We start from the raw sequence: 25,703 nt of genomic DNA, 5'->3' as shown, positions 1-25,703 counted from the left end.
CGTGACGCCTCGCCGCGAGACAAGGCGATCGGCGGCGTCGGCGTCGGCGTCGGCCAACATGCCGAGACAGCCACATCCTCGGAACAGCGCGGCAGCCACGATCAGCTCGGACGGATCGTCGTCACTCGCCGGCAGGGCTTTACCAGGATGCCCTCCGCCGATACAAGATCCTCATCGACGGGCGAGAAGCAGGGAGCCTGGGGCGCGGGGAAGTGCTCCGGCACACCGTCCAGGCCGGTCACCACGACGTCGTCGCCAGGATCGATCGGCCCTGGAGCCCTACGACGCAGGTCGTCGTCCCACCGGGCGGCACGGTCGAGCTGATGGTGGGTCCCGGCTCGCCGCTGGGCGGCATCTTCTCTACCGACGAGTGGTTGACGCTGACGGCTGACAACGCCTCGATGCCGACGACGACCTGGTTGGCCACGGCGTCCTCGTCGAGATGGTCGGCGACCAGGGCGTGCAGTGCCGCCAGCCCGTCGACTCCCACGGCAGCCGCCGGGCCGGTCAGCCGTCGTCCGTCCTCGTCGATGAACTCGATGTGGTGATGGGCCTCGGCCCAGTCGTTGCCGAGGAACGGCACCGCGCCTGTGGCCTCCTCGGTTCGGCGTCGATCCACCCGAACCCTGGAGGGGAAGACCGTGGCGACCTCCTGGATCAGTGCTCGGGGCACGCCATCCCCCCGGCCGTCCGCTCCTGCTCACCAACCGGCGGGGCACGGTCGGAGTGGGCCTCGACCCTCGGGCCCGGGACACGGAGTGCTCATCCGCCGGCGGCTCGGCTCCCGGATCCTGCTGCAGGACCGACCGGGTGCACCCCCATCAGGGACACATCGAGACGCCTCGTGCAGAGCGTCCATGGACGTGTCAGCCCCACGTGGTCCGTGCAGGCTCGGCCGGAGGCGCCTCCTGCCGCGATGAGTTCCGGCCGGGTCGCGAGTCCGTTCTGGTGACCGTCGTCGGACGTCGTACGACGTTGTCCGGTATGAGACCCCGCGGAGGACACCATGACCACCACGCCGAAGGACCCGACCACCGCGCTGCCCGGCCGCCCGCCCATCGTCGACCTGGTCACCTGGCAGACCGCCCGGAACGAGCTCCTGGTCCGCGAGAAGGCCCACACCCACGAGGGCGACGCCCTCGCCGCGGCCCGCCGGCGGCTGCCGATGGTGGAGTTCGACGGGACGGTCGAGGTCGTGGGACCCGACGGCCCGGTCCCGTTCCTGGACCTGTTCCAGGGCCGCGAGGAGCTCGTGGTCTACAAGCACATGTGGTACGACGGCGCCCCGCACCAGGGGCAGTGCGAGGGCTGCACCATGACGACCTGGCAGCTGAGGGACACCGTGTACCTCAACGCCCGCGGCGTCTCGTTCGCCGTCCTGACCACGGGCGCTTGGCCCGAGGTGGCCGCATACGTCGACTTCATGGGTTACACCCAGCCCTGGTACTCGGTGCGCGACGTGGAGGAGCCGGTCGGCGGGGAGATGGGCTACCTCACCTGCTTCTTGCGCGACGGCGACCGCGCGTTCCTCACCTACTCCACGACGGGCCGCGGCAACGAGCCCGTGGCCGGGTCCTTCGGCCTGCTCGACAGGACGCCCTACGGCCGCGGCGAGGCGTGGGAGGACAAGCCCGAGGGCTGGCCCGAGGGACGCCACGCGTGTTGGTACTGGCGCTCGGACGCGGACGGGAACGCCACCTGGGGCCCGACCAGCCGCCCCGTGCCGCAGTGGACCCGCCCCGGCGCGACCCCCGTGGAGACCCTCGGCCGGCACGGCCCCCACCACTGACGCGCCTTCGTCGACGTCGTCGGCAGAGGTGCTAGACGTTGTCCGCGAAGTACGTGTCCAGGAGGATCGGCTCAGCCCGGGCATGGGGTGTCTCCCCCCGCAGGACTGCAGGTGTCAGTCCGACGGCGGCCTGGATGCCTGGCGACGTGGTGCCCAGGCATCGCCCTGAAGCCGCCTTGTGTCCTCGAGCGGCCCACTGAGGGACAGTCAGCGGACGAGGCGCCGCCAACCGCGACGCACGGGAGGTGGAGGAGTGGGCGTCCAACCGATCGCATCCACTACCTGAGGCCGACATCGCGCGAGCTCCCGAACGTCCTCGCGCGTCCTCTGGGCAGCGTCCAGCTGTTTCGCCGGGTCGAAGGCGAATCTACGAGCCTCGGACGCACTGTGCGCGTCAGCGATGCCGAGTACCTCTGTGCCCGGGCCGATCGGCCCTTGCGTCGGGAAGCTCGCCGGGACCTGGCCGTCCATCACCGCCTTGGCGAGATCCCGACCTGCCTGACCGTCCAAGCCGTCATCGGCTACCAACGGGCAGATGACCCGCGCCGTCACGACCTCGTGAACGTCAAGTGGGTGACGCCGCTGGGTGTCGAGACCGCCTCGATGGCGTAGTCCGCCTCCAGAGCTTCGAGACCGTCCCACAGCCGCACTCCGCGACCGAGCACGATCGGCACCTGCACCAGGTGGACGTGGTCGACGAGCCCCGCCGCGATGAAGTCGCGGGCGACGGTCGGGCCGCCGCCGATGCGCACGTCCTGGCCGGCTGCCGCCTCGCGCGCGACGTCGAGGGCCTCGGCCGGCGAGGCGTCGAGGAAGTGGAAGGTCGTCCCGCCGGCCATCTCGATCGGCGACCGCGGCCGGTGGGTGAGCACGAAGGTCGGCGTGTGGAACGGCGGGTTCGAGCCCCACCACCCTCTCCAGTCGGCGTCGTCCTGCCAACCCGGGGGGCCGAACTTGCCCGCGCCCATGATCTCGGCGCCGATGCCCGGCTCGTGCTGCTGGGCGAACGCGTTGTCGACGCCGACGGTGCCGCCCGTGCGTCCCAGGATCGGGGCGCCGAAGCGGGTGGCGATCATCCACTCGTGCAGCCGTTGGCCGGCGTGGCCGAAGGGAGCGTCGGGGGCCTGGCCCTCACCGGTGGCGAATCCGTCCAGCGACATGGAGAGGTTGTGGATGCGGGTCCGTGTCATCTGCTCGCTCCGTCTGCTTGGTTGCTTGCCGAGGGTGGAGACCTCCGCCGGCCTCGGCATTCATCGGTCCCGTGCGGCTCAGCTCCGTCCGAGCTGAAGCGTCCTCGATTTCTGCACCCTCGGGTTCCTGTGAGCCCGCCGGTTGACGGGCCACGGCTTGACGAAGGAGGTCGCCTCGGCCTCGGTGGGTGGGACGCGGCCGAGGCGGTGCATGAGGCGCTGCTGGTCGTACCAGGCCACGTGGTCGGTGGTCAGCTCGACATCGCCGAGGCGCTGCAGCGTGCTGCGTCGCAACGGTGACCGGGTCAATTCCATCGGCTCGGTCCGGTGTCCCTGAGGCCGCCCTTGCGGCGAGCCGGCTGGCTGTCCCATAGCGGCCCACTCAGGGACAGGTAAGCGAGACGGCCGAAGGGCTCTAGGAGCGACGCACGGAAGGGACAAGCCTCGGGAAGGGCAGATCCCAATCGCGCATGAGGAAGCGGACATGGCCACGCAGACCGATGAGACCAAGCCGACGATCGTCCTGGTCCACGGCGCCTGGGCCGACGCCACCGGGTTCGATCGCCAGATCCGCGCCCTACAGGACCGAGGCTTCCGCGTCATCGGGTTCGGCAACCCGCTTCGCGGACTTCCTGGCGACGGGACGTACCTCGCTGAGTTCCTGCGGACCCTGAGCGGTCCGATCGTGCTGGTCGGCCATTCCTACGGCGGCATGGTGATCTCTGCCGCCGCGGTCGGCAACGACCAGGTCACGGCGCTCGTCTTCTTCAACGGATGGGCGGTCGACGAGGGGGAGAGCCAGCAGCAACTCTTCGAGAGGTTCGAAGGCAGCCTCGTGGGGCCCGCGATCAGGGCCGTGCCGGTCACTGGCCCGGACGGCGGCGAGGGTGCGGACCTGTATCTGGACCCAGCGGCGTTCCATGAGGCCTTCGCCGCCGACGTCGACCGCGCCACCGCGGATGTCATGGCCGCGGCGCAGCGGCCATTCGCCGCAGCCGCGTTCGCGGGGCCGTCGGGCCCGCCGGCGTGGAAGACGCTTCCGTGCTGGTACCTGCTGGGCACTGCGGACAAGGCGATCACGCCGGAGCTCCAGCGGTTCATGGCCGAGCGCGCGAACGCCACCATCGTGGAGGTGCCGGCCTCGCACGTGTCGTTCGTGTCGCAGCCCGAGGTCGCGACCCAGCTCATCCTCCAGGCCGTCGAGGCCACGGCCCCCGCCGTGAGCGGCGATCTGCCGCAAGCGCCCCTGCCGCGTCGCGACGTCGACGGCCTCACTGGGGCGCCTGCTGGTGAGCGGGAGGCAGGCACCCGGCGTCCCTGAAGCCGCCTGCTGGGACATCTCACTGGCCAACCGAGTGACTGATCTCTACCCCACGTGTCCTCACAGCGGTCAGGGCTCCGTGTCACGTCCGGTCTCGCGGTCGGCCTCGTCCGAGTCGTGCTGCTCGGCGAGGCGGGCCAGGTGGCTGACGCCGGTGACCAGCACGCCGGCCCACCCCGTAGCCAGCCAGCACACCGCGCCGACGAAGATCCACATCCGCCGGCGCCGACCGGAGGAGTTGGTCGCGGCAACGGTCACCATTGCCGCGACCGCGGCGATCACCCCGACGCTGCGGAAGCCCGCGCGGAACTGCGCGCGATTGTGCTCCGCGCGCGGGTCCCCACCGGCGGGCCGCCACGCCCACCGCACCGCTCCGCCGATGCCTCGTCCCGCCATCCACAGCAGCCGCGGCGTCCGGGTGCCACGCCGCGCGTTGGCCGCAGCCAGAGCCCGGGACCATCCAGCCAGGCCGGGCGGTGGAGTCTCCTCGTATGCCTGGAACACCCCCCGCAGCCGACCCTCGACGTCCTCGGCCTCCCAACGGCCCTCACCCCTGACCTCGGCGAGGACGGCCGCCACCTCCTCCCGCTGCTGCAGGGTTCGCTCCTGAGCTCCGCACACCCGGGCGGCGCCTGCGCAGGTGCACCGATGCCGCCACTCCGCACGCCGCGCCGTGCGCTGACCGGCCAGCGCGCAGCCGGCGTGGCAGTCGCAGGCGCACACGACCAACGTCCATTCGAACGACGGCCGCGGACGCCAGAGGCTGACCCGGCCCCCGCCTCCCGCGAAGTGCGGGCACTCCGCGTGCGCCTTCCGAGCGCAGTGACCCGAGCGCGTCGACGAGGTATCAACCACCAGCAGGACCGTAGTTTGATCTCCTGGCGCCGCCATGCACGAGAACCGCGGAGACGATCGACCTCGCCGAGAAGCCGCCCTACCGGCGAGCCGAGCCGGGCGTCCCAAGGCGGCCCACGATGGGACATGTAGGCGTCCATGAGGCGGTCCGTGACCTCCCGCGCTTCTCCCATGACAGGTCTCCTCAGCCATCTGTCGGGCTGTGCGGCAAGCTGCGCGTCTCATGTCGGGGCCCGCGACTGGTAGGGACCTCGGCTGGGTCGTTGCGCGGCGAGTGGGGAGGGGACTCTCCTCCGGCGCTGCAGCAGGCCGTGGCATGACCGCCCTGCTGCGCCCCGACGAGGACCTGGGACAGGGCCTGCTGCAGCCCGTGGATTCGAGATGTCCCTCGAGCCGCCCTCAGAGACGCCCGGAGGCGTCAGGGCTTCAGTGCCAGCATTGCTGCACAGACGCAGCTCTGCCGGCGTGGTTGCAGTTCGCGGCCATGCGGCGAAGTCCACGATCGTTCCTACCCGCGACTCAGATCGCTACGGAACGACTGCGAACCGCCATGTACGCGATCATGACGGCTGGCAGTGTGGGAGTCGGGAGCCTCGACGACGTGCACTGGCGAGGTCGTCTTCGACACCGCGCAGGCAGCCGCGACCACCGGCGACGATGTCAGCGGTGACGATCAGCGGCCGAGCCTTCAGCTCTGCGAAGCCTGGCCACGCATGGCTTGCCGGGCGGCGGCGACCAAGCCGATGCCCACCACGGCCGTGACCGACGGCTTGGGCGACCATCGCAGCGCGGCGACGGCCAGGCCGGGGGGTGCGTTGCGCTGCGGATCGGACTCACCCCCCGGCGCTGTCGTGGACGGCTCCGGCGCGGTCTCGGTGAAGGTGGCGAGCATCGCGGGGACGAAGGCCGCCATGTCCTGGGGCCCTCTGCTGGTGGTGAGGTTCCCGTCCCGGACGATCTCCTGATCGAGCCAGGTGGCACCGGCGTTCACCAGGTCGTCGCGGATGCCCGGCCAGGAGGTGAGCGTCCGTCCTGCGAGGAGTCCCGCCGATGCGAGGACCCACGGTCCATGGCACAGGGTGGCGATGGGCTTGTCACTCGCGGCGAACGCGCGCACGAACTCGCGTGCCGGGGCGGACTGCCGGAGCAGATCGGGATTGATGAACCCGCCGGGGAGCAGCAGGCCGTCGTAGTCGCCGGGATCGGCCTCGCTGATCGTCTTGTCCACGCCGACCCGGCTGGCCGGCAGGTGCAGGTTCACCCCGCGGATGCGTCCGTGCCGAAGGGACACCACGTCGACCTTCGCGCCGGCCCGCTTGAGGGCTCGCAGCGGGATGACCAGTTCGACCTGCTCGAAGCCGTCGGCCGCCAGGGCGGCGATCGTGCGGCCCTTGAGCGGGTGTCGGGTGGACATGTGGACCTCCTGCCGCGGCGACGGCGCCGCAGAGGTGCCGTGGGTCCCCTGGCGGCGCATGCGTCGGCCCGGGTGCCAGGAGCCGTTCGCATCTGGCTGACTGCTCAGCCATGAGCGGCTACCCCCACTCGACCGCCCGACACGTTGCTGGGCGACTCGAAGCTGGACGTGCCCAACGCCCGCATGGTCCTGGCCGAGCTCACCGCCCGGCTGTCCCTCTGTCCGCGTGGAATCACTCACTATCGGTCCGCACGTGGATGCGCCTTCCCACGAGGCCGACCTGTCTCTCAGCGGCCGACAACGGGACACCCGATCAGTCCTCGGCTGCGGGCCTACATCGCCGCATCATCACGAGGGCGTGACGAGGCGGAACGACGCAGCCGTGAGTGGTGGGCATCGTCGCTGGATCTTCGCCGGGGTCACCGCCTTGGTGCTGATCGGAGCTCTCGTGGGTGAGCTCCGTGATCCGCCCTTCGACCTCGTCCGCTTCCTCTTCCAGCTGGTCCTCGGTGGCCTGACGGCTTGGCTCCTCGTCTGGCTCTTCACGAGGCCGTTCTCCCTGCGGGGCAACGACTGACCTGGTGGGGCCATGTTCCGTGGGCCGCCTACAGGGACACCGGTGACAGCGTGCACGACCCACCGGACCGCCCCAGGCCCCATCCGCCGAGCCGTCGCGACGGACCACGAGACCACCTTGTCCAGCCGCGGTGACGCGACAGAAGCTGCCCGTGGTCCACGGTCGATGTCACGCTACGGACTGTCCGGCCGTCCCAGGGGTACGACACAGATCGTCAGGTGACTGCGGACACAGGCGTCAGCAGACTCGTGGTCACACCGGCGACCGCCCGGATGACGGCTCTCCGCTGTGCCGGACGGCGGGAGCAGCCGGTCGGCCCTCCCCGGTACGTCTGATGCCCGTCCGACCCGAAGCCCCGAGGAGCCTGGGATGACCACCTCGATCGAGCACCCCCCGGCCGGCGCGCCGGACGCGACGGCGGCCCGCGCCGCGGACCACCTCTGGATGCACTTCGCCCGCCAGGGCCGCCACCCGGAGGTCCCCGTTCCGGTCGTCACCCGTGGGGAGGGTGCCTACATCTGGGACAACCGCGGCCGGAAGGTCCTCGACGGTCTGTCCGGGCTCTTCGTCGTCCAGGTCGGCCACGGCCGCCGGGAGCTGGCCGAGGCGGCTGCCAAGCAGGCCGCCGAGCTGGCCTACTTCCCGGTGTGGGGCTACACCACGCCGGTGCAGGCCGAGCTGGCCGAGCGGGTCGCCGACCTCGCGCCGGGCGACCTCAACCGGGTCTTCTTCACCAGCGGCGGCGGCGAGGCCGTGGAGTCGGCGTGGAAGGCCGCGAAGCAGTACTTCAAGCTCATCGGCAAGCCGGGCAAGCACAAGGTGATCAGCCGGGCGGTGGCCTACCACGGCACACCGCACGGCGCCCTGGCCATCACCGGGCTGCCGGCCATGAAGAAGGACTTCGAGCCGCTGGCGCCGGGCGGCTTCCGGGTGCCCAACACCAACCTCTACCGCCACCCCGAGTTCGCCGAGGACCCGAAGGCCTTCGGCCGCTGGGCCGCCGACCGGATCGAGGAGGCGATCCTCTTCGAGGGCGCCGACACCGTCGCCGCGGTGTTCCTGGAGCCGGTGCAGAACTCCGGCGGCTGCCTCGTGCCGCCGCCGGGCTACTTCGAGCGGGTCCGCGAGATCTGCGACCGACACGACGCGCTGCTGGTCTCCGACGAGGTCATCTGCGCCTTCGGCCGGCACGGTGCGACCTTCGCCTGCGAGAAGTTCGGCTACACGCCCGACATCATCACCTGCGCCAAGGGCATGAGCTCCGGCTACGGCCCCATCGGCGCGATGATCGCCTCGGAGAAGGTCGTCGAGCCCTTCCTGCGACCGGGCGTGGCGTTCCCGCACGGGTACACCTTCGGCGGCCACCCGGTGTCGGCGGCCGTCTCGCTGGCCAACCTCGACCTCATGGAGGCCGAGGGGCTCAACCAGCGCGTGCTCGACAACGAGGCGGCACTGGGCGCGACGCTGCGCAAGCTGCTGGACCTGCCCATCGTCGGCGACGTCCGCGGCGACGGCTACTTCTGGGCCGTCGAGCTGGTCAAGGACAAGGCCACCCGGGAGACGTTCGACGCCGCCGAGCGCGAGCGGCTCGTCCGCGGCTTCCTGCCCGGCGCGCTGTTCGACAACGGGCTGTACTGCCGCCCCGACGACCGCGGCGACGTGGTCGTCCAGGTCGCCCCGCCGCTCATCTGCGGCCAGGCGGAGTTCGACGAGATGGAGCAGGTCCTGCGGTACACGCTCACCCAGGCCCAGGACCTGGTCTGAAGAAGGACCTCCCTGCCGCCCACCGGAGAAGGACCCCGCCCTCCTCAGCCCTCGGAGAAGGACCCCTTGCCCCCCACCGCTCGCAGGCTCGCGGGCGGGACCATGCAAGGGGCCGAGCCTCGGGGCGGGCCGGCGGCGGGACCCTGCAGGGAGGCCGCACGTCCCGACCCACGACCACCACGCCGGTGCTGGCGCACCGGACCCCGACCGGAGGAGATCCGCCATGAGCCCGCTCGTCGTCGGAGTACCGAGCGAGATCAAGGACAACGAGAAGCGGGTGTCGCTGACCCCCGACGGCGTCGTCGAGCTCGTGCACCACGGTCACCAGGTCGTCGTGCAGGCCGGTGCCGGCGTCGGCTCCCGCTTCGCCGACGACGAGTACGCCGCCGTCGGTGCCAAGGTCGTGTCGAGCGCCGACGAGGTCTTCGACGCGGCCGACCTGATCGTCAAGGTCAAGGAGCCGGTGCCCGCGGAGTACCACCGCTTCCGCGAGGGCCAGCAGCTGTTCACCTTCCTGCACCTGGCCGCCGACCGCGGGCTGACCGAGTTCCTGCTCGAGCGGCGGATCGACTCCATCGCGTACGAGACCGTGCAGACCGCCGACCGCAAGCTCCCGCTGCTGACCCCGATGAGCGAGGTCGCCGGCCGGATGGCCGTGCAGGCCGCCGCGCACCACCTGGAGAGCCCGGCCGGAGGAGCGGGGATCCTGCTCGGCGGCGTCCCCGGCACCCCCGCGGCGAAGGTCCTCATCATCGGCGGCGGGGTGTCCGGCACCGAGGCGGCCAAGATCGCGCTGGGCATGCGGGCCATCGTCCGGGTCCTCGACACCAACCCGAGCCGGCTCGCCTACCTGTCCGACATCTTCGGCGGGCGGCTGGACCTCATCACGCCCAACCGGGCCCGGACGGCGGCCTACGTGGCCGAGGCCGACGTCGTGATCGGGGCGGTCCTCGTGCCGGGCGCGAAGGCGCCCAAGCTGGTCAGCCGGGAGATGATCGCCGCGATGCGCCCGGGCAGCGTGGTCGTCGACATCGCCATCGACCAGGGCGGCTGCTTCGAGACCAGCCGGCCGACCACGCACTCCGAGCCGACCTACGTCGAGGAGGGGGTCACCCACTACTGCGTGGCCAACATCCCCGGCGCGGTCGCCCGCACCTCGACGCTGGCCCTGACCTCGGCCACCCTGCCCTACCTGGTGCGGGTCGCCGAGCACGGCGTGGTCGGCGCGGCCCGGGCCGACGACGCCCTGCGCCTCGGACTCAGCACGCTGGACGGGCAGCTGGTCAACCAGCCGGTCGCCGAGGCGCACGAGCTGCCCTTCACCGACCCGGCCGAGGTCCTGGCTTCGCGGTGAGCCGTCGAGCGGGAGCCGGGGTCACGGTCGTCGACGGGGAGCGGAGGGAGCAGCGGTGAGGATCCTGTTGGTCGGAGCGACAGGGCGGCTCGGGACCGCGGTGGGGGAGGCGCTCACGGGGCGGGGGCACGAGGTGGTCACCGTCGGGCGCACCGCCGGGGACATCCGGGCCGACGTGGCCGACCCCGACCAGACCGCGCGTGTCTTCGCCGAGGCCGGCGACCTCGACGCGGTGGCGAGTGCGGCAGGCGACGTCCCGTACAAGCCCATCGCCGACATGGCAGCCGAGGACTACCTGCGCGCCTACCGCGGCAAGGTCGCCACCCAGGTCGAGCTGGTCCGGCAGGGCACCCGCCACGTCGCGGAGCGCGGGTCGTTCACCCTCATCGCCGGCGTCCTAAACCGGGACCCCATCGTGACCGGCAGCGCCGCCGCGATGGCGAACGGGGCGGTGGAGTCCTTCGTCCGGGCCGCGGCCATCGAGATCACCCCGCAGCGCGTCAACGCCGTCAGCCCCACCGTCTTCACCGAGAGCATGGCCGAGTACGGCGACCTCTTCCCCGGGGTCACGCCCGTCGACGTCGACCTGGCGGCCGCCGCCTACGTCCGGTCCATCGAGGGCGCCGAGACCGGCCAGGTCTTCCTCGTGCAGTGACCTCCCGGCCCCCTGCAGGGTCCCGCCACGAGCGTTGGGGTTGCGGGGGGGGGGAGGGGGGCCTCTCACCCGAGGTCCGGGACGTACCTCGCCTTGGTCGCCATCCGGCGCTGGATCGCGGTGATCTCACCGATCGCCTCGTCGAGCACGCCGGCCTCGATCGACGACAGGTCGCGCGGGCGGACGGTGTCCGACGGCGGTTCGCCCGCCTGGAACTGCTCGAGCTGGTGCCGCAGCCGCATGCGCTGGACGATCTCGAACACGTCGTCCAGCGTGTCGGCGTCCTCGGCGCTCAGCATCCGCGATCCGGCGGCGGCCCGGAGCCGCTCCTGCGTCTGCAGGACGGGTGACCCCACGCTCAGCGCGGCCCAGCGGGCGATGTTCGTGATCGGCAGCAGGGCCTCGCGCTTGAGGTCGACCTGCCGGCGACGCCACCGTCCGCGGCGCGTCCTCGGCCGGTCGACCGAGATGGCGAGGAGCACCTCCATCGTCGAGGGGTGCAGCCGGAGGTCGCCGAACACGCGGGCGACCTCCGGCAGCGTGAGGTCGCCGTGGATCGGCCGGCCGTCGACCAGCAGGCAGGTCTTGATCACCGCGTCGTCCTCCCGGGGTCTGGACAGCCAGCCCCGGGCCGCGGCCTGCCACTGCCGGTGCGTCCGGGTGAACTCCTGGTTTCCCGGGCTCACCCCGTGGCGGTCGTGGTTCAGCCCGGCCCGCTCGAGGACGTGGGCGACCTCGAGGAAGGCGGGACGGTAGCGCGCGATCTCCTCGGCGCTCGTCCCGTCGGCGAACGAGACCGCCGCGTCGAGGTCGGAGCTCAGCACCGCCTCGCGCCGCCCGTTGCTGCCGAGGGACAGCCACGTGAAGGCGTCCACATCGAGGTCGGGGTGGGCCGCCACCACCAGCTGGACGGCGCGACGGACGAGGGTGTCCACGAGCGCCGAGTGCACGGTGATGACCCGGCTCGAGGCCAGGCCACGCGCCATGAGGTCGCTGACGAGTTGCGGCACCCCGCGGTAGCGGTGCTCCAGCTCCGTCACCGTGGTCGCGCGACGCAGCTGCTCGTGCAGCGCCGCCCCCGCGGTCGTGGAGGACACCACGAAGTCGATGGGCGCGACCGCGCCGCACAGCTCACCCGCGCGGTCGGTGACGAGGACGACGTCCGCCGCTCCCTCCAGGACCTTGATGAGCGCCTCGGTCGCCGAGGCGCCGAGCTGGACCCTCGGCGGGTCGGGGTCCATGACCTCGGCGACCGGGGTGGTCGTCGGGAGGGCGGCCGCGACGACGTCACGGACGGACGCGTCGGTGACGAGCCCGAACCGTCCGGGGCCGATCCCGACGGCGGCGTACCCGAGGTCGGCCTGGGCCATCCGCAGGGCGGCGTCGGCGATCGAGGTCCCGGGGTCGACGACCAGCGGTGCACGCGCCACCAGGTCGTCGACGAGCGTGTACGCGGGGATCCCGACCGCGCGCTGGTTGGTCGACCAGACCTCCTGCGCGAGGAAGCGGGCACCGCGGCGGGACGCGAAGGCCGGTGCGACGAGGTCGGCCGGCAGCCGGACGACCACCACCCTCCCCACGGCCACGGCCCGCGGCCGGAGCGCCGCCCCGGTGAGGGCGGCGACGTAGCCGAAGAGGCCTCCGCTGCCCTCCGTCTTGTCCGGCAGCTCGGTCAGCCGGTCGGTGTTGAGCCAGATGTCGACCCGGCCCTCCCACACGACGAAGAGCTCGGCGATGCGGGCGTCGAAGGCGTCGAGGACGACGTCGCCGGCCTCGTACTGCTCGACGGCGGCGTGCGCGGCGATCCTGGCCAGTTCGGGGGGCTCGAGGGCGTCGAACGGAGCGCAGGAGCCCAGGAAGCCGGTCAGCGTCGCGACGTCGAGGTCCACGGTGCGGGCGGCGGGCACGACTGTCGATGGTAGGTCGTCGCCCGCGTGCGCCCGCCCCGGCGCCGGACGCGCGAGCGGTCCGGGCGCCGCAGCCGCAGCACCCGGACCGCTCGCACTGCGCCGACTAGCCCATCGCCCGGGCGCGGTCACGCTCCGCCTGGGCCGCGAGGATCTCGCCGAGCTCCTCGGTGGGACCACCGGCCCGCACCGACCAGAGGAAGGAGCCGATGGCGACCAGGACCATGAGGACCAGATCGACCGGGTTGTCCAGCAGCGGGTCCTCCATCGGCCCGAACTGACCGAGGTGGGCGATCAGCAACACCGCGAGGATCGTCGCGACCAGCCAGGTGCCACCGTTGATGTGGCGCCGGCCGACGTCGGTGCTCACGGCGAAGAGGCCCGCCAGGAACAGGGCGACGATGAGCAGGATTGCGGTGAAGTAGACCGGGAATCCCCAACCGCCCTCGCGCTGCTCCTGGTCCAGTGTGGCCAGCCAGCCCCCGCCGACCGCGGTGACGACCCAGGCGATCGTGAACGCCGCGGAGAGCAGCCAGCTCGGGCCGGGCCGGCTCCACCCCTCCCGCACGCTGGAGTAGGCGCCGTAGATCGGCAGCGCGAAGAAGACGATGGTGAAGAGGTTGATCAGCGGCACCCATCCGGCGAAGTAGATGAGCAGGAGGCTCGCGACGTACCCGGCCAGAGCCCAGAAGAAGGCCCCCTTGAGCCTGACCGGCCGCGGGAAGTCCGGCGCGGTGCGCCGCAGCACCGCCAGGACCGGGCCGCCCATGACGTAGCTGAGGGTCAGCGCGATCGAGACCATCCCGACGAAGAGGTACCAGCTCGGCGCGGGGAAGAAGAACAGCAGGCCGGCCAGGGTGCACCCGAGGAGGGCCATGATCGGGGTCCCGTGGCGGTTGATCCGCTGGAAGACCGCCGGGACCTCCTTGTTGACCGACATCGAGTAGACCGTCCGGGTGCCGATGCCGAGCCACACCCAACCGGTGGCCGCGGGTGAGAGCGCGGCGTCCGAGAGCAGCACGATCGAGAACCACGTGAAGCCGGCCGCGACGACGGCGTTCAGCAGCGGGGCGGACGCCCAGTCGCTGCCGAGGAGACCGGTCCAGTCACCGGGCTCCACCCCGGCGGCTGCCCAGTCGATCGCCCCCAGGAAACCGATCTGCAGCAGGATGTAGATGACCAGCGGGACGATCAGGCCGCCCACGACGATCGCGATCGGGATGTTGCGCTGCGGGTTCACGACCTCGCCGCCGAAGTCGAGGATCTGCCGGAGACCCGAGTAGGCGAACACGATGCCGCCGCTCGCGAGGGCACCGAAGACCGCGCCGCCGCCCAGGGGCGCGAACCCGCCGCCGATGGTGAAGTTCGCCGAGGAGAACGCGGTGAACATGAGTCCTGCCGTGACCAGCGGGATGACGATCTTCCAGATGGTGACGTACTTGTTGGACTCGCTGAGCAGCTTGGCCCCGAACGAGTTGAGCAGGAAGAAGACGAAGAGCAGGACGAAGCCGACGAGGATGCCGGTCGGCCACGAGAGGACCGTGATGCCCGCCCGCTCCTCGAGGAAGCCGAGCCCCGGCCAGTTGCCGCCGAGGTAGGTCAGGACGGCCTGGACCTCGATCACGGGCAGTGCCAGCGCCGCGATGAGGTAACCCCAGCCGTTGAACCAGCTGAGGAACGCGCCGTGTGTCAGCCGGGGGTAGCGGACGCCCGCGCCCGATCGGGGCAGCATCGCGCCGAGCTCCATCCAGGTGACCCCGATGATGCCGAAGAACACCGCCCCGAGGACCCAGGTGAGGATGGAGGCGGGGCCGGCGATGCTCGCGGCGGCGAGGGTGGCGAGGAGCCAACCGGAGCCCACCTGGACGCTGACCGCCAGGGCGATCAGGCCGAACAGGCTGATCTGTTGCTTGAGATGGGCGTCGCTCGCCTCGTACGCGCCCTCCACCGGGAGGGCATCTGGCGTTGCGGACATGCTGATTCTCTCCTTGGTCGGATGCGGTGGTGTCGCTGTGCGGTCCCCGTGGATCTCGCTGCGTGCTGGCTGCTCCGCGCGGTGGACGCCGCCGGTCTCGACTCCTCCGGGAGGAGGGCGGCCGAGTGGACGACGCCGTCCCGCGGGCAGCACAGGGGCTCGACCGCCGGAGTGCGGCCGAGGTACTGGGTGGGCCGTGCGCCGGGGCAGCGGCGGCACGGGTGCGGCCGGCCGTCCACGTCGACGCGCCCGGCGCCGCCGTGGACGGGCCTGCGTCAGCCGCGGGTGGGGGCCCCCGCCCGGCGAGCCCTCCTGCGGGACGACCGCAGGAAGCGCTCGGGTCCGTAGGGCGTGAGCGGGCTCGGGCGACCCGCCTCGACGTCCCGGGCGAGGTCGCGCACGGTCTTGGCCGTGCTGGGTGCCAGCGTGAGGCCGAGCATGCCGTGTCCGGAGGCCACCAGGACGTTGCCCTCCGGGCGCAGCCGCCCGACGATCGGCAGGCCGTCGGCGGTCATCGGCCGCAGGCCCGCCCACGGCTCGGCGTGCGGGGCGTCCTCGTCCCAGTCGCGGAACCCCTGGGCGGCCGCCCGCTTCACCGCTGCGACCCGGCGCGTGTTGACGCCGAGGTCCAGGCCGGCGAACTCCATCGTGCCGGCGAGCCGCAGCCGCCCGTTCAGGGGCGTGACCGCGACGTGCGCGTCCTCGAAGGTGAGCGGCGTGCTCAGCGGCACGGGGGAGGGGAAGTAGTCGACGCTGTACCCCTTCCCTGGGCCGATCGGCAGGGCGGGACCCAGCTTCGCCGCGAGCACGCCGGTCCACACGCCGGTGGCCAGGACGACCTGGTCGCACTCGACCCGGCCGGCGTCGGTGACCACGGCCGTGGCGCGGTCGCCGGTCTGCTCGAAGTCCAGGACGCGGGTGTGCTCGCGCAGCCTGGCGCCGAGCTCCCGCAGCCGCTTGGCCAGCGCCCCGGTCAGCGAGTCCGGCTCGACCTGGCGGTCGTCGGGGAAGAAGAGGGCGTGGCGCGCCCGCTCCGACAGCCACGGCTCGCGGTCGTGCAGCGCGTCCGCGTCGAGCAGCTCGGGCACCATCCCGAACGGCGCGAACGCGTCGTTGAGCGCCACCCGGTGCTCGAAGCTCTCCCGCTTCTCGAACACCAGCAGCACGCCCTTGCGGTGCATCTCGAAGGACAGCCCGTCGTCGGCCCACTCGTCGAGGACGTCGACGCAGGTCGAGGCCATCTCCAGGTGGACCTGGAGCGAGCGGCGGAAGTCGCCCTCGTTGCAGTGCCGCGCCATCATGACCATGAACCGCAGGAAGGTCGGGGACAGCGACGGCCGCACGAAGAGCGGACTGTCGGCCTTGAGCATCCACTTCAGGCCCTGGAGCACCATCCCGGGCGCCGGGACCGGCGTCGCCTCGGCCATCGTGATCTTGGCCGCGTTGCCGTGCGATGCCCCCGCGCCCAGCGCGCCGGCGTCCAGGACGGTCACGTCGTGCCCGTCGCGGACCAACTCATAGGCGCTCGCCAGTCCGACGATGCCGCCGCCGATCACCACGATCTTCACTGTTCCGCTCCCATCCGGCGCCGGACCATGTCCTCAGTGGCTCTCCCGGTCGTCCCGCAGGGGTGTCAGTCGACAACCTCGACGCCCGCGGCGCGCAGCAGCCGGGCGAACTCGGCCCGGGCCTCCCCGTCGAGCAGCGCGAAGGGCCTGCGCACCGGGCCGGTCGCGTACCCGCGCAGCTGCATGCCCGTCTTGACGGCGGCGGCGTAGTTGTACTGCTCGAGCAGGCGGCAGATCGGGTAGATCTTCGCCCACAGCTCCCGGGCCCGGACCAGGTCGCCGTCGACCGCGAGGGCGTTCCACAGCTGCCGGGACAGCTCGGGGATGACGTTGGTCGCGCCCCACACCGAGCCCTTGGCGCCGGCGGCGAGGCCGTAGAAGGTCAGGGTGTCCCAGCCGTTGAACGCCGTGATCCGGTCCGCGTGCAGCTGCAGCAGCTCGGTGAGCCCGACGGCGTCGCCGGAGGTGTCCTTGAGGTACCGGACGCCCTCGACCTCGGCCAGCGAGGCGATCTCGGCGGGGGAGAGGCTCAGCCCCGAGGCCGACGGGATGTTGTAGAACATGATCGGCAGCTGCGAGGCGGCGGAGATCTCGCGCAGCAGCTCCTTGAAGGTGGACAGCTCCACCGCGTCGTAGAACGGCGGCACCACCATCAGCGCCGAGGCGCCGGCCTGGGCTGCGTGCGCGGCCAGGTCGACCGCGTCGCGGGTGGACAGGGCGCCGGTGCCGGCCACCACGGGCACCCGCCCGCCGGCGGACTTGACGACCAGCTCGGTCAGCTGCTTGCGCTCGTCCAGGCTCAGGGTGGTGAACTCCCCGGTGCTCCCGCCCGGGACGAGGCCGTGCGCGCCCTCCCGGATCAGCCGGTCGACGTGCGCATCGAGGGCGGTGGCGTCGATCTCGCTGCCGTCGGCGGTGAAGGGCGTGACGAGCGCGACGAGGATGCCGTTGAGGTCGGTGGTGGTCACGATGTGCCTCTCGGTGTGCGGGCGTGTTGCCGGGACGCGGGCGATGGGGACCGGCCCGGCTGACATGGTGCAGATTGTTTGACAATCTACTGATAACTCGAAAGAGTGAGGGCTGTCACGCGGTTCGTCAAGCCCCGTTCCGATCCAGGGGGCGCGGACCCGATCCCCGGACAGGGAGGCCCGACATGGGAACACCGACCTCCACCGGCACGACGACGATCACGTCGATCGACGTGCACGCGGAGGGTGAGCCCGGACGGATCCTGCTCGGCGCCCACCTGCTCGTGCGCGGCACGACGTGGCCCGAGCGGATGCGCTGGTGTGCGACGGAGCTGGACTGGCTGCGCCGATTGCTGCTGCGCGAGCCGCGCGGGCACCCCGCGATGTGCGCGGTCCTCGTGCTGCCGCCGCTGGACCCGGGTGCCGACGTCGGCATCATCGTCCTCGAGCAGGGCGGTTTCCGGCCCATGTCGGGCAGCAACACGATGTGCGCCGTCACGGCCCTGCTGGAGACGGGCAGCCTGCCCGCGACCGAGCCGGAGACGGTGGTCCGCATCGACACCGCCGTCGGCCCGGTGGAGGCCAACGCCCGGGTCGAGGGCGGGCGGGTGCGGTGGGTCCGGGTCCGCAACGTGCCGTCGTTCGCTGTGGCGCTGGACGAGCGGATCGACGTCCCGGAGTACGGCACCGTCGCCGCCGACATCGCCTTCGGCGGCCAGTTCTACGTGCAGGCGCGGGCCGCCGACCTGGGCGTCGCGCTGGGCCCCGAGCACGCCCCCGCGATCGCCCGCGCCGGCACGGCGCTGCTCGCGGCGGCCCGGGAGCAGGTGCCGGTGGCGCACCCCGAGAAGCCGGACGTCAACGAGATCGCCCTGGTCATGCTGCACGGCCCCGGCGACTCGGCCGGCGTCTCGGGGCGCAACAGCGTCGTCCTGCCGGCCGGGCGGATCACCCTCGACGACCCGGCGTCGTGGCGGGGGACCCTGGACCGCTCACCCTGCGGAACGGGGACCTGCGCCCGCATGGCCGCTCTCCACGCCCGCGGCGAGCTCGAGCTCGGTGTCCCGTTCGTGCACCAGGGCGTCCTGGGGACGACCTTTCGCGGTCTGCTCCACGAGCGCACCACCGTGGGCGGCCGCGACGCCGTGGTGCCCTCCATCCAGGGCCGGGCGTGGATCACCGGCTACGCCCAGCACGTCCTGCAGCCCGACGACCCGTTCCCCACGGGCCTGACCGTGGGCGACATCTGGAGCACCGTCCGCGACTGACCGCGCGGACACCGTCCCGAGCGACATCCGACCCCATCGCACACCCGAGGAGCACCATGTCGAACCCCATCGACGACACCGGCCAGCAGTTCATCGACGGCCGGCGCCGCCACGGCAGCTCGGCCGACCCCCTGGAGGTCACCAACCCCTCGAACGGCGACGTCGTCGCCACGGACACCCTCGCCTCGGTCGACGACGTCGACGAGGCGGTGGCCGCCGCGAAGGCCGCGTTCCCCGGCTGGGCGGGCGCGACGCCCGCAGAGCGATCGACGGCGATGCACCGGCTGGCCGCCGAGCTCGACGCCGTCGCCGGTGAGCTCGCCACCGCGGAGAGCCGCCAGACCGGCAAGCCGATCCGGCTCACCCAGGGCTTCGACGTCCCCGGCACCGTCGACAACGTCTCCTTCTTCGCCGGCGCCGCCCGCAACCTCGAGGGCAGGGCCAGTGCCGAGTACTCCGGCGAGCACACCTCGACGATCCGCCGCGAGCCGATCGGGGTGGTCGGCTCGATCGCCCCGTGGAACTACCCCCTGCAGATGGCGGCCTGGAAGATCCTGCCCGCCATCGCCGCCGGCAACACGATCGTGCTCAAGCCCGCCGAGCTCACCCCCACGACCTCGGTCGCCTTCGCCGAGGCCGCGCAACGTGCCGGCATCCCCGACGGCGTGGTCAACGTCCTCACGGGGCGCGGCTCGGTCGTCGGCGAGGCGCTGGTCACCCACCGCGACGTCAGCATGATCTCCTTCACCGGCTCCACACGGGCGGGCAGCCGGGTCGGCTCGCTGGCCGCGGGCCTGGTCAAGCGGGTCCACCTGGAGCTCGGCGGCAAGGCCCCGTTCGTCGTCTTCGACGACGCCGACCTGGAGGCCGCCGCCCGGGGCGCGGTCGCCGGCTCGCTGATCAACGCCGGTCAGGACTGCACCGCGGCGACCCGCGCCTACGTGCAGCGCCCGCTCTACGACGCCTTCGTGAGCCGTGTCGCCGAGCTCATGTCCCAGGTGGTGGTCGGTCCCGTCGACGACCCCGCCACCGACCTCGGCTCGCTCATTTCCCTCGACCACCGCGACAACGTCGCCGGAATGGTGGACCGGGCCCGCGAGGCCGGCGCGAAGGTGGTCACCGGCGGGCGTCCCGGCAGCGGAGCCCTGAAGGCCGGGGCCTACTACGAGCCGACCCTCGTGGTCGACGCGGCACAGGACTCGGAAATCGTCCAGGACGAGGTCTTCGGCCCGGTCCTGGTCGCGCTGCCCTTCGACGGTGACGACGAGGGACTGGCCCTCGCCAACGACACGCCCTACGGGCTCGCCGCCTCGGCGTGGACCAGCGACGTCTTCCGGGCGCAGCGCGCCTCCGCCGGGATCGCCGCCGGCTGCGTGTGGATCAACGACCACATCCCGATCATCAGCGAGATGCCGCACGGCGGGTACAAGGCTTCCGGTTTCGGCAAGGACATGTCCACGTACTCCTTCGACGAGTACACCCAGGTCAAGCACGTCATGTCGGCGCTGTCCCCGCAGCCGCGCAAGGACTGGCACGACGTGATCTTCACCAGCCCGGCCGAGGAGGGCGAACACCACCACTCCCGCGTCATGACCGCCTGAGCCGACGCTGCCGCGCGGCCGGCGGCACGGTGCCGCCGGCCGCGGGCACGGCCCGGGGGGGTGTCCGCCGGGTGGGGCTCCCGCTGCACCGGCCGGCCGGGCGGCGCACGCTCAGCGGCCGGCGGCCTCCCCGGCGACGACCGCCTCGGCCACGACCAGGTCCTGCCAGGACATGCCGACGCTCTTGACGACCAGCGGCCGGTCGGTGGGCAGCGGGACCGCGCCGGTCACGACGTCGCGCACGAGCACGAGGTCGTCGACGGTCAGCGCGCCCTCGGCGATGGCCAGCACCACGTCGCCGGCCTCGCGCAGCGCGGTGGCGACGTCCTCGACCACCACGGTCGCCCGACCCAGCAACGCCGCGTCGAGCTCACGGGCGTCGGGCTCGTGCGAGCCGACGGCGACCACCACAGCGTCGTCGCGCAGCAGGGCCGAGTCGAACACCGGCGAGCGGGCCGAGGTCGCGCAGACGACGACGTCCGCGGCCCGCAGCGCCGCGTCGGCGTCCGCGGAGCCGAGCCGGACCGCCGCCAGCGGGGTCCGGGACGGGTCGCGGACCAGGTGGGTGGCCCCGGCCAGCGGGCGGACGGCGGCCAGCGTGGCGACGTGCCCGACCGCCTGCGGCCCGGCGCCGACCACCGCCACCCGCAGCGGCCGGTCGGGCAGGGCCGGCAGGACGGCGGCGACCGAGACCGCCGGGGTGCGCAGCGTGGTCAGCGCCGTGCCGTCGAGCACTGCGCGCAGCGCGAGCGTCTCCCTGTCGAGGAGCAGGTAGGTGGCCTGGATGCGGGGCAGGCCGCGCGCCGGGTTGCCCGGGGCGACGGCGACCACCTTCACCCCGGCCGCGGCCGGGACCTCCGAGGGCATGAGCAGGAACTGGCCGTTCGAGAGGCCCACTGCAGTGCGGGGCGGGTCGCCGGCGGGGTCGAGGCCGCCGCGCAGCGCGTCGGTGATCGCCCGGACCGCCGCGGCCGGGCCGAACGCGGCCACGGCGTCCGCGTCGAGGACCCTCACCGCAGCACGAACCCGGGGACGAGCGGGTCGTGCGGGTCGACCGCGAAGACGTGCTCGCCGGTCCGGTAGGCCATCCCGGTGACCTGCGGGAGCACCGCGGGGCGGCCGTCGACGTCCACGGTGTCCAGCACGGTCCCGGTGAAGGTGCTGCCGACGATCGACTCGTGCCGCAGCACGGTGCCGGCCGGCAGCCGCCCCTCGCCGGCCAGCACCGCCAGCCGGGCGCAGGTGCCCGACCCGCACGGCGAGCGGTCGACCTCGCCGTCGGCGAAGACGGCCACGTTGCGCTGGTGCACCTGCCCGTCCGCGTCGCCGAGCTCGTCGAACCAGATCGTCCCGTAGACGCCGCTGAGGCGGGGGTCGGTCGGGTGCGCGGCGTGCTCGGAGTCGTCGAGCGCCCGCTTGACCTCCCGGCCGAGCGCGATCAGCTCGCCGAGGTGCCGCGGCGTGACCGACAGGCCCAGCTGCGCGGCCGGCAGCGTCGCGTAGACCGCCCCGCCGTAGGCCACGGTCACCCTCACCACGCCACGGGAGGTGGTCACCGGGACCTCCCGGGCGACCACCCAGCTGGGCACGTTGACGAAGTCGACCCCCGTCGTCCAGCCGTCCCGACGGTGCACCCGCGCGGTCACCCGGCCGGACGGGACGTCGACGACCACGTCCACGCTCCCGGTCTCCGGGGCCGCCACCCGGCCGGTGTCGACCGCCCAGACGCCGAGCGCGATCGTGCCGTGCCCGCAGGCGGTGGAGAAGCCGTCCTTGTGCCAGAACAGCACACCCAGGTGAGCCCCGTCGTCGTCCGGGGCGACGACGAAGCCGCCGTACATGTCCGCGTGGCCGCGCGGCTCGGAGCACAGCACCGCCCGCAGCGCCTGCACGTCTGGGTCCCCGATCGCCCGGACCCGGCGCTCGGCCACCGTCGCGCCCGGCAGCGGCACGGGGGGCTCGGCGACGATCCGGAACGGCTCCCCGGCGGTGTGGTAGTCGGTGGTCGCGATCGACGGCGGCAGCACGGCGGCACCCTGTCACGCCCGTGGGGTGCGGGGACCCCCGGGAGCCGGCCCCCGCACCGGACCGGACCTGGCGCCTCAGCCCGCCGCGTCGCCGAAGACCTCGTCGGCGAGGACGGCGACGTGCAGGGAGACCAGGATGTCGGGGTCGTCGAGGTCGACGCCGAGCAGCTGCTCGACCCGGGCCAGGCGGTCGTAGAAGGCCGACCGGGAGACGTGCAGCCCGGCCGCGGCGTCGGACTTGCTCCCCGGGTGGCGGACCAGCGCACGCACCGTGTCCAGCAGCCCGCTCTGTGCCCGGGCGTCGTGCTCCTTCAGCGCGTCGAGCTCCCGCGCGGTGAACAGCCGCAGCCGTTCGTCGTCGGCCAGCATGGTCAGCAGGCCGCGCAGGTGGACGTCCTCCAGGCGGTGCACCGGGCGTGCCCGCCCCCCCGGCCGCACCGAGTCCACCACGTGCAGCGACTCGCGCAGGGTCCGCCCCACGTCGCCGACCCGGTCCACGGGGCGGCCCGCGCCGACCACGACGCGGACCCGCCGGTGCACGCGGCCGGCGAGGTCCTCCGTCACCTGCGGAACGGCGGCCGCGGGGTCGAGGGAGAGCAGCACCCGCACGGCGCCGTCGATCTCGCACACCAGCGCGGAGAGCCGCAGCTCGTGCACGGCGTGCGCGACCGCGGCGACCGCGGCGTCCAGCTGCCCGGCGCGCCGGCCCGGTTCCTCCGCCGTCGTCGGACGGCGCAGCGCCAGGCCGACGAGTCGCCGCCGGGCCAGCGGGACCCCGGCCAGCTCGCAGCGCCGCTGCACGTCGGGCGCGCCGGGGTCGGCGAGCAGCCCCACCATCAGCTCGTGGTGGGTGCGCCGGACCAGGCTGTCGCGCTGCCGGTCGTGCAGCCGGTGCAGGGCCAGCGCCGCAGCGGCGCGCTCCGCCGTCGCCACGAGGCGCTGGGGCGGCCGGTCCGGGGACTCGATGACGAGGCGGCCCCAGCCGCGGTCCCGTCTGCCCACCCGGGTCACCAGCCAGCCGTTGGCCTCGTCCCACGTGGTGCGCCCGTCCAGGACCACGACCCGCGAGCGGGCGGGCCAGTCGGCCAGGGCGTCCGCGGCGTCGCCGGGGCCGGTGCGGTAGTCGACGACCCGGTGCTGCTCGTCCTCGAGCACGACGGTGGCACCGGCCAGGCGCTGCACCGACTCCAGGATCTCGGCCGGCCCGGCCTCGGCGATGCTCAGCTCGGTGAAGACCTCGTGGACGCGCTGCGCCTCGCGCAGCTCCTCGAGCTGGCTGTCGACGATCCGCTCGCCCACGGCCTGGGCCACGGTCGCGAACCGGACCTCGCGGGCGAGCGCGACCAGGGGCAACGACAGCCGCTCGCAGGCCTCCACCAGGGCCCGGGGGACCTCCGTCCAGCGCCGGCCCAGCTCGATGACGAGGCCGGCGGCCTCGCTGCGGTGCAGGCTCTCGGCGAAGGCCGCCAGCTCCGCGGGCCGGTCGGGCAGCGCGATCCCGGTGCTGAGCACCAGGTCGCCGCCGCGCAGCAACGGCGCGATGTCCACGAGCTCGGTCGTGTGCACCCAGCGCACCTCACGGCCCAGCCCGGCGGCGCCGGCGAGCACGACCGGGCCGGCGCCGCGCAGGGCCGGCACGGCCAGGGCGTCGCGGACGGTCATGCTCGTCACGGGTGCGCTCCTCGGGGCCGGGAAGCCGGTCGGCGCGACAGCGCGCCGACGGGAACCGGAGGAGCCTACGGACCGCGAGCCGCCCGCGGGCGACCGCCGAGGGCCCGGCTCCGGCGCGAACGGGGCCCTGCAGGCGCGGCCCGATCTCCCCGGGGCACGCGGTCCCGGGCTTCCCGGCCGCGACCTCCGGGTACAGGCTGACGACCCGACCCACCCTCGCCGAGCGGGACGTCCGGCCGGCCCCTCACCACCCAGGCACAGGAGGAGCCATGTCCGAGCAGAGCGTGCTGAGCCCGTTTCCCGGTGCGACGTCCCCGCCGACCCGGCTGATGCTGATCGGCGGGAACTGGGTGGAGGCCGTGGACGGCGACTGGCGGGAGATCGCCAGCCCGGCCCGCCGGGGCTCGGTGATCGCCCGGGTTCCGCGCGGCACCGCCACCGACGTCGACCGCGCCGTCGCCGCCGCCCGGGAGGCGTTCCCGGGCTGGCGCGATCAGCACTTCAAGGAGCGTCAGCGGGTGCTGCTGCGGATCGCCGACGCGCTGGAGGGCCGCGCCGAGGAGCTCGCCCGGGTCACCGCCGCCGACACCGGCAACGCGCTGCGCAGCCAGGCGCGGCCCGAGGTGGCGCTGCTGGTGGACCTGTTCCGCTACTTCGGCGGGGTCGCCGGGGAGGTCAAGGGCACCACGCTGCCGGCCGGGGCGACCCAGCTGCAGTACACCCGGCAGGAGCCGCTGGGGGTGGTCGGCGCGATCCTGCCGTGGAACTCGCCGCTGATGATCGCCGGGTTCAAGGTGCCGGCCGCGCTGGCCGCGGGGAACACCATCGTGCTCAAGGCCGCCGAGGACGCGCCGCTGTCGATCCTGCTGATGGCCGAGATCGGCGAGCAGTTCCTGCCGCCCGGTGTCCTGAACGTGGTCACCGGCACCGGCCGGGCGGCGGGCAACGCGCTGGTCGAGCACCCCGGCGTGGACAAGATCTCCTTCACCGGCTCCACCGAGGTCGGCCGCGGCATCGCCGGCCGGGCGGGGCAGCGGCTGGCCCACCTGTCCCTGGAGCTGGGCGGGAAGAACCCGTCGATCGTGTTCCCCGGCGCGGTGACCGACGAGCTGATCGAGGGGCTGGTGCTGTCCTCGCGGATCAGCCGGCAGGGCCAGAGCTGCACCGCCGGCTCCCGGCTGTTCCTGCACCGCGACGTGCACGACGAGGTGCTCGCCCGGCTGTCCGGGCGGCTGGGGTCGATGCGGGTCGGGGATCCGCTGGACGAGGCCAGCGACATCGGCGCGGTGATCAACGAGACCCAGTTCGGCTCCATCCGGGAGTACCTGCAGGACGGGCTGGCCGACCCCGCGCTGCACGTCGAGACCGGCGGGCTGCCGCCGACCGACGGGCCGCTGGCCGAGGGGTTCTTCCACGTGCCGACGCTGTTCTCCGGCGGCGACAACAGCTTCCGGCTGGCCCGCGAGGAGATCTTCGGGCCGGTGGTCGTGGCCATCGCCTGGAACGACGTCGACGACGTGGTCCGGATGGCCAACGACACCGCCTACGGGCTGGGCGCCTACGTGTGGTGCTCCGACATCGACCTGGCGCTCACCACCGCGCACCGGCTGGAGGCCGGCTGGGTGCAGGTCAACCAGGGCGGCGGGCAGGTCGTCGGGCAGTCCTACGGCGGCTACAAGCAGAGCGGCATCGGCCGGGAGGTGTCCCTGGAGGGCATGCTCGCCGGCTTCACCCAGACCAAGCAGGTCAACGTGCGCCTCGGCTCCGGCCCCACCCCCGCGCCCCGCACGGGACCCTGA

20 protein-coding genes and 1 pseudogene are annotated in these 25,703 nt (G+C 73.0%); 9 read left to right on the top strand and 12 right to left on the bottom strand.

Annotated elements, in window-relative coordinates; all coding sequences use genetic code 11:
• Positions 1–238: 238 nt before the first annotated feature.
• A complete protein-coding gene (locus tag BLW63_RS22650; protein WP_139263724.1) occupies positions 239–673 on the bottom strand; it encodes an IS110 family transposase in 435 nt (144 codons plus the stop codon).
• A gap of 333 nt (positions 674–1,006) precedes the next feature.
• On the opposite strand from BLW63_RS22650, the gene BLW63_RS22645 reads away from it, so the two are divergent.
• Positions 1,007–1,789, top strand: a complete 783-nt coding sequence (locus tag BLW63_RS22645) for a DUF899 family protein (protein ID WP_091161318.1) — start codon at positions 1,007–1,009, stop codon at positions 1,787–1,789.
• 548 nt (positions 1,790–2,337) lie between these two features.
• Here BLW63_RS22645 and BLW63_RS22640 read toward each other — a convergent pair.
• Both BLW63_RS22640 and BLW63_RS28215 read right to left on the bottom strand, forming a co-directional pair.
• Positions 2,338–2,979 (bottom strand): dihydrofolate reductase family protein, encoded by a 642-nt coding sequence (locus BLW63_RS22640; RefSeq protein ID WP_091161316.1) that lies wholly within the window; start codon positions 2,977–2,979, stop codon positions 2,338–2,340.
• A 112-nt stretch (positions 2,980–3,091) separates the two neighbouring features.
• A pseudogene (locus BLW63_RS28215) lies at positions 3,092–3,279 on the bottom strand (IS3-like element ISMysp3 family transposase); the annotation flags it as partial.
• Positions 3,280–3,463: 184 nt separating this feature from the next.
• Here BLW63_RS28215 and BLW63_RS22630 point away from each other — a divergent pair.
• Positions 3,464–4,300, top strand: a complete 837-nt coding sequence (locus BLW63_RS22630; protein ID WP_091161311.1) for an alpha/beta fold hydrolase — start codon at positions 3,464–3,466, stop codon at positions 4,298–4,300.
• A gap of 69 nt (positions 4,301–4,369) precedes the next feature.
• On the opposite strand, the gene BLW63_RS22625 is transcribed toward BLW63_RS22630, so the two are convergent.
• Together BLW63_RS22625 and BLW63_RS22620 are read right to left on the bottom strand one after the other, a co-directional pair.
• On the bottom strand, positions 4,370–4,921 hold the full coding sequence (locus BLW63_RS22625) for a hypothetical protein (RefSeq protein WP_211517238.1): 552 nt from the start codon (positions 4,919–4,921) through the stop codon (positions 4,370–4,372).
• Positions 4,922–5,843: 922 nt separating this feature from the next.
• On the bottom strand, positions 5,844–6,569 hold the full coding sequence (locus BLW63_RS22620) for a type 1 glutamine amidotransferase domain-containing protein (RefSeq protein ID WP_091161306.1): 726 nt from the start codon (positions 6,567–6,569) through the stop codon (positions 5,844–5,846).
• A 448-nt stretch (positions 6,570–7,017) separates the two neighbouring features.
• Here BLW63_RS22620 and BLW63_RS28695 point away from each other — a divergent pair, with 448 nt between their 5' ends.
• From BLW63_RS28695 to BLW63_RS22600, 4 genes are all read left to right on the top strand, one after another.
• A complete protein-coding gene (locus tag BLW63_RS28695) occupies positions 7,018–7,146 on the top strand; it encodes a hypothetical protein (protein WP_280140566.1) in 129 nt (42 codons plus the stop codon).
• Positions 7,147–7,515: 369 nt separating this feature from the next.
• Positions 7,516–8,910: an aspartate aminotransferase family protein gene (locus BLW63_RS22610; protein ID WP_091161301.1), complete on the top strand. Its 1,395-nt coding sequence runs from the start codon at positions 7,516–7,518 to the stop codon at positions 8,908–8,910.
• A 223-nt stretch (positions 8,911–9,133) separates the two neighbouring features.
• Positions 9,134–10,264: an alanine dehydrogenase gene (gene ald, locus BLW63_RS22605; RefSeq protein ID WP_091161299.1), complete on the top strand. Its 1,131-nt coding sequence runs from the start codon at positions 9,134–9,136 to the stop codon at positions 10,262–10,264.
• 55 nt (positions 10,265–10,319) lie between these two features.
• Positions 10,320–10,919 (top strand): short chain dehydrogenase, encoded by a 600-nt coding sequence (locus tag BLW63_RS22600; protein ID WP_091161297.1) that lies wholly within the window; start codon positions 10,320–10,322, stop codon positions 10,917–10,919.
• 65 nt (positions 10,920–10,984) lie between these two features.
• Here the strand turns inward: BLW63_RS22600 and BLW63_RS22595 are convergent, their stop codons facing one another.
• The 4 genes from BLW63_RS22595 to BLW63_RS22580 all read right to left on the bottom strand — a co-directional run bounded on the left by BLW63_RS22595 (position 10,985) and on the right by BLW63_RS22580 (position 17,337).
• Positions 10,985–12,826 (bottom strand): putative nucleotidyltransferase substrate binding domain-containing protein, encoded by a 1,842-nt coding sequence (locus BLW63_RS22595; protein WP_091161294.1) that lies wholly within the window; start codon positions 12,824–12,826, stop codon positions 10,985–10,987.
• Positions 12,827–12,932: 106 nt separating this feature from the next.
• Positions 12,933–14,801 carry an APC family permease gene (locus BLW63_RS22590; RefSeq protein WP_091161292.1) on the bottom strand — a complete coding sequence of 623 codons (1,869 nt, stop codon included), beginning with the start codon at positions 14,799–14,801 and terminating at the stop codon, positions 12,933–12,935.
• A 275-nt stretch (positions 14,802–15,076) separates the two neighbouring features.
• The gene (locus BLW63_RS22585) at positions 15,077–16,369 is read right to left on the bottom strand and encodes an NAD(P)/FAD-dependent oxidoreductase (protein ID WP_091161290.1); all 1,293 of its coding nucleotides are present in this window, start codon (positions 16,367–16,369) and stop codon (positions 15,077–15,079) included.
• A 65-nt stretch (positions 16,370–16,434) separates the two neighbouring features.
• The gene (locus tag BLW63_RS22580; protein ID WP_091161286.1) at positions 16,435–17,337 is read right to left on the bottom strand and encodes a dihydrodipicolinate synthase family protein; all 903 of its coding nucleotides are present in this window, start codon (positions 17,335–17,337) and stop codon (positions 16,435–16,437) included.
• Positions 17,338–17,522: 185 nt separating this feature from the next.
• Between BLW63_RS22580 and BLW63_RS22575 the strand changes: the two genes are divergently transcribed.
• Positions 17,523–18,605 (top strand): proline racemase family protein, encoded by a 1,083-nt coding sequence (locus BLW63_RS22575; protein ID WP_091161284.1) that lies wholly within the window; start codon positions 17,523–17,525, stop codon positions 18,603–18,605.
• A gap of 56 nt (positions 18,606–18,661) precedes the next feature.
• The gene (locus BLW63_RS22570; RefSeq protein ID WP_091161281.1) at positions 18,662–20,206 is read left to right on the top strand and encodes a gamma-aminobutyraldehyde dehydrogenase; all 1,545 of its coding nucleotides are present in this window, start codon (positions 18,662–18,664) and stop codon (positions 20,204–20,206) included.
• Between the two features lie 111 nt (positions 20,207–20,317).
• Here the strand turns inward: BLW63_RS22570 and BLW63_RS22565 are convergent, their stop codons facing one another.
• The 3 genes from BLW63_RS22565 to BLW63_RS28690 all read right to left on the bottom strand — a co-directional run bounded on the left by BLW63_RS22565 (position 20,318) and on the right by BLW63_RS28690 (position 23,895).
• A complete protein-coding gene (locus BLW63_RS22565; protein WP_091161279.1) occupies positions 20,318–21,220 on the bottom strand; it encodes an ornithine cyclodeaminase family protein in 903 nt (300 codons plus the stop codon).
• On the bottom strand, positions 21,217–22,233 hold the full coding sequence (locus BLW63_RS22560; RefSeq protein WP_091161276.1) for a proline racemase family protein: 1,017 nt from the start codon (positions 22,231–22,233) through the stop codon (positions 21,217–21,219). The genes BLW63_RS22565 and BLW63_RS22560 overlap by 4 nt, the downstream gene beginning before the upstream one ends.
• Positions 22,234–22,308: 75 nt before the next feature.
• Positions 22,309–23,895, bottom strand: a complete 1,587-nt coding sequence (locus BLW63_RS28690; protein ID WP_091161406.1) for a PucR family transcriptional regulator — start codon at positions 23,893–23,895, stop codon at positions 22,309–22,311.
• A gap of 278 nt (positions 23,896–24,173) precedes the next feature.
• On the opposite strand from BLW63_RS28690, the gene BLW63_RS22550 reads away from it, so the two are divergent.
• Positions 24,174–25,703: an aldehyde dehydrogenase family protein gene (locus BLW63_RS22550; protein ID WP_091159278.1), complete on the top strand. Its 1,530-nt coding sequence runs from the start codon at positions 24,174–24,176 to the stop codon at positions 25,701–25,703.

Origin of the sequence: Geodermatophilus africanus (genome assembly GCF_900107105.1) — a bacterium.
GTDB classification, from domain to species: domain Bacteria; phylum Actinomycetota; class Actinomycetes; order Mycobacteriales; family Geodermatophilaceae; genus Geodermatophilus; species Geodermatophilus africanus.
This window is presented reverse-complemented; position numbering and strand designations above follow the sequence as displayed.

Bases quoted from the DNA above. Each gene is read 5' to 3' on its own strand.
- BLW63_RS22630 (WP_091161311.1), top strand. From the start codon at position 3,464: ATGGCCACGCAGACCGATGAGACCAAGCCGACGATCGTCCTGGTCCAC.
- BLW63_RS22570 (WP_091161281.1), top strand. From the start codon at position 18,662: ATGTCGAACCCCATCGACGACACCGGCCAGCAGTTCATCGACGGCCGG.
- BLW63_RS22620 (WP_091161306.1), bottom strand. From the start codon at position 6,569: ATGTCCACCCGACACCCGCTCAAGGGCCGCACGATCGCCGCCCTGGCG.
- BLW63_RS22590 (WP_091161292.1), bottom strand. From the start codon at position 14,801: ATGTCCGCAACGCCAGATGCCCTCCCGGTGGAGGGCGCGTACGAGGCG.
- BLW63_RS22575 (WP_091161284.1), top strand. From the start codon at position 17,523: ATGGGAACACCGACCTCCACCGGCACGACGACGATCACGTCGATCGAC.
- BLW63_RS22640 (WP_091161316.1), bottom strand. From the start codon at position 2,979: ATGACACGGACCCGCATCCACAACCTCTCCATGTCGCTGGACGGATTC.
- BLW63_RS22550 (WP_091159278.1), top strand. From the start codon at position 24,174: ATGTCCGAGCAGAGCGTGCTGAGCCCGTTTCCCGGTGCGACGTCCCCG.
- BLW63_RS28690 (WP_091161406.1), bottom strand. From the start codon at position 23,895: ATGACCGTCCGCGACGCCCTGGCCGTGCCGGCCCTGCGCGGCGCCGGC.
- ald (WP_091161299.1), top strand. From the start codon at position 9,134: ATGAGCCCGCTCGTCGTCGGAGTACCGAGCGAGATCAAGGACAACGAG.
- BLW63_RS22645 (WP_091161318.1), top strand. From the start codon at position 1,007: ATGACCACCACGCCGAAGGACCCGACCACCGCGCTGCCCGGCCGCCCG.
- BLW63_RS22610 (WP_091161301.1), top strand. From the start codon at position 7,516: ATGACCACCTCGATCGAGCACCCCCCGGCCGGCGCGCCGGACGCGACG.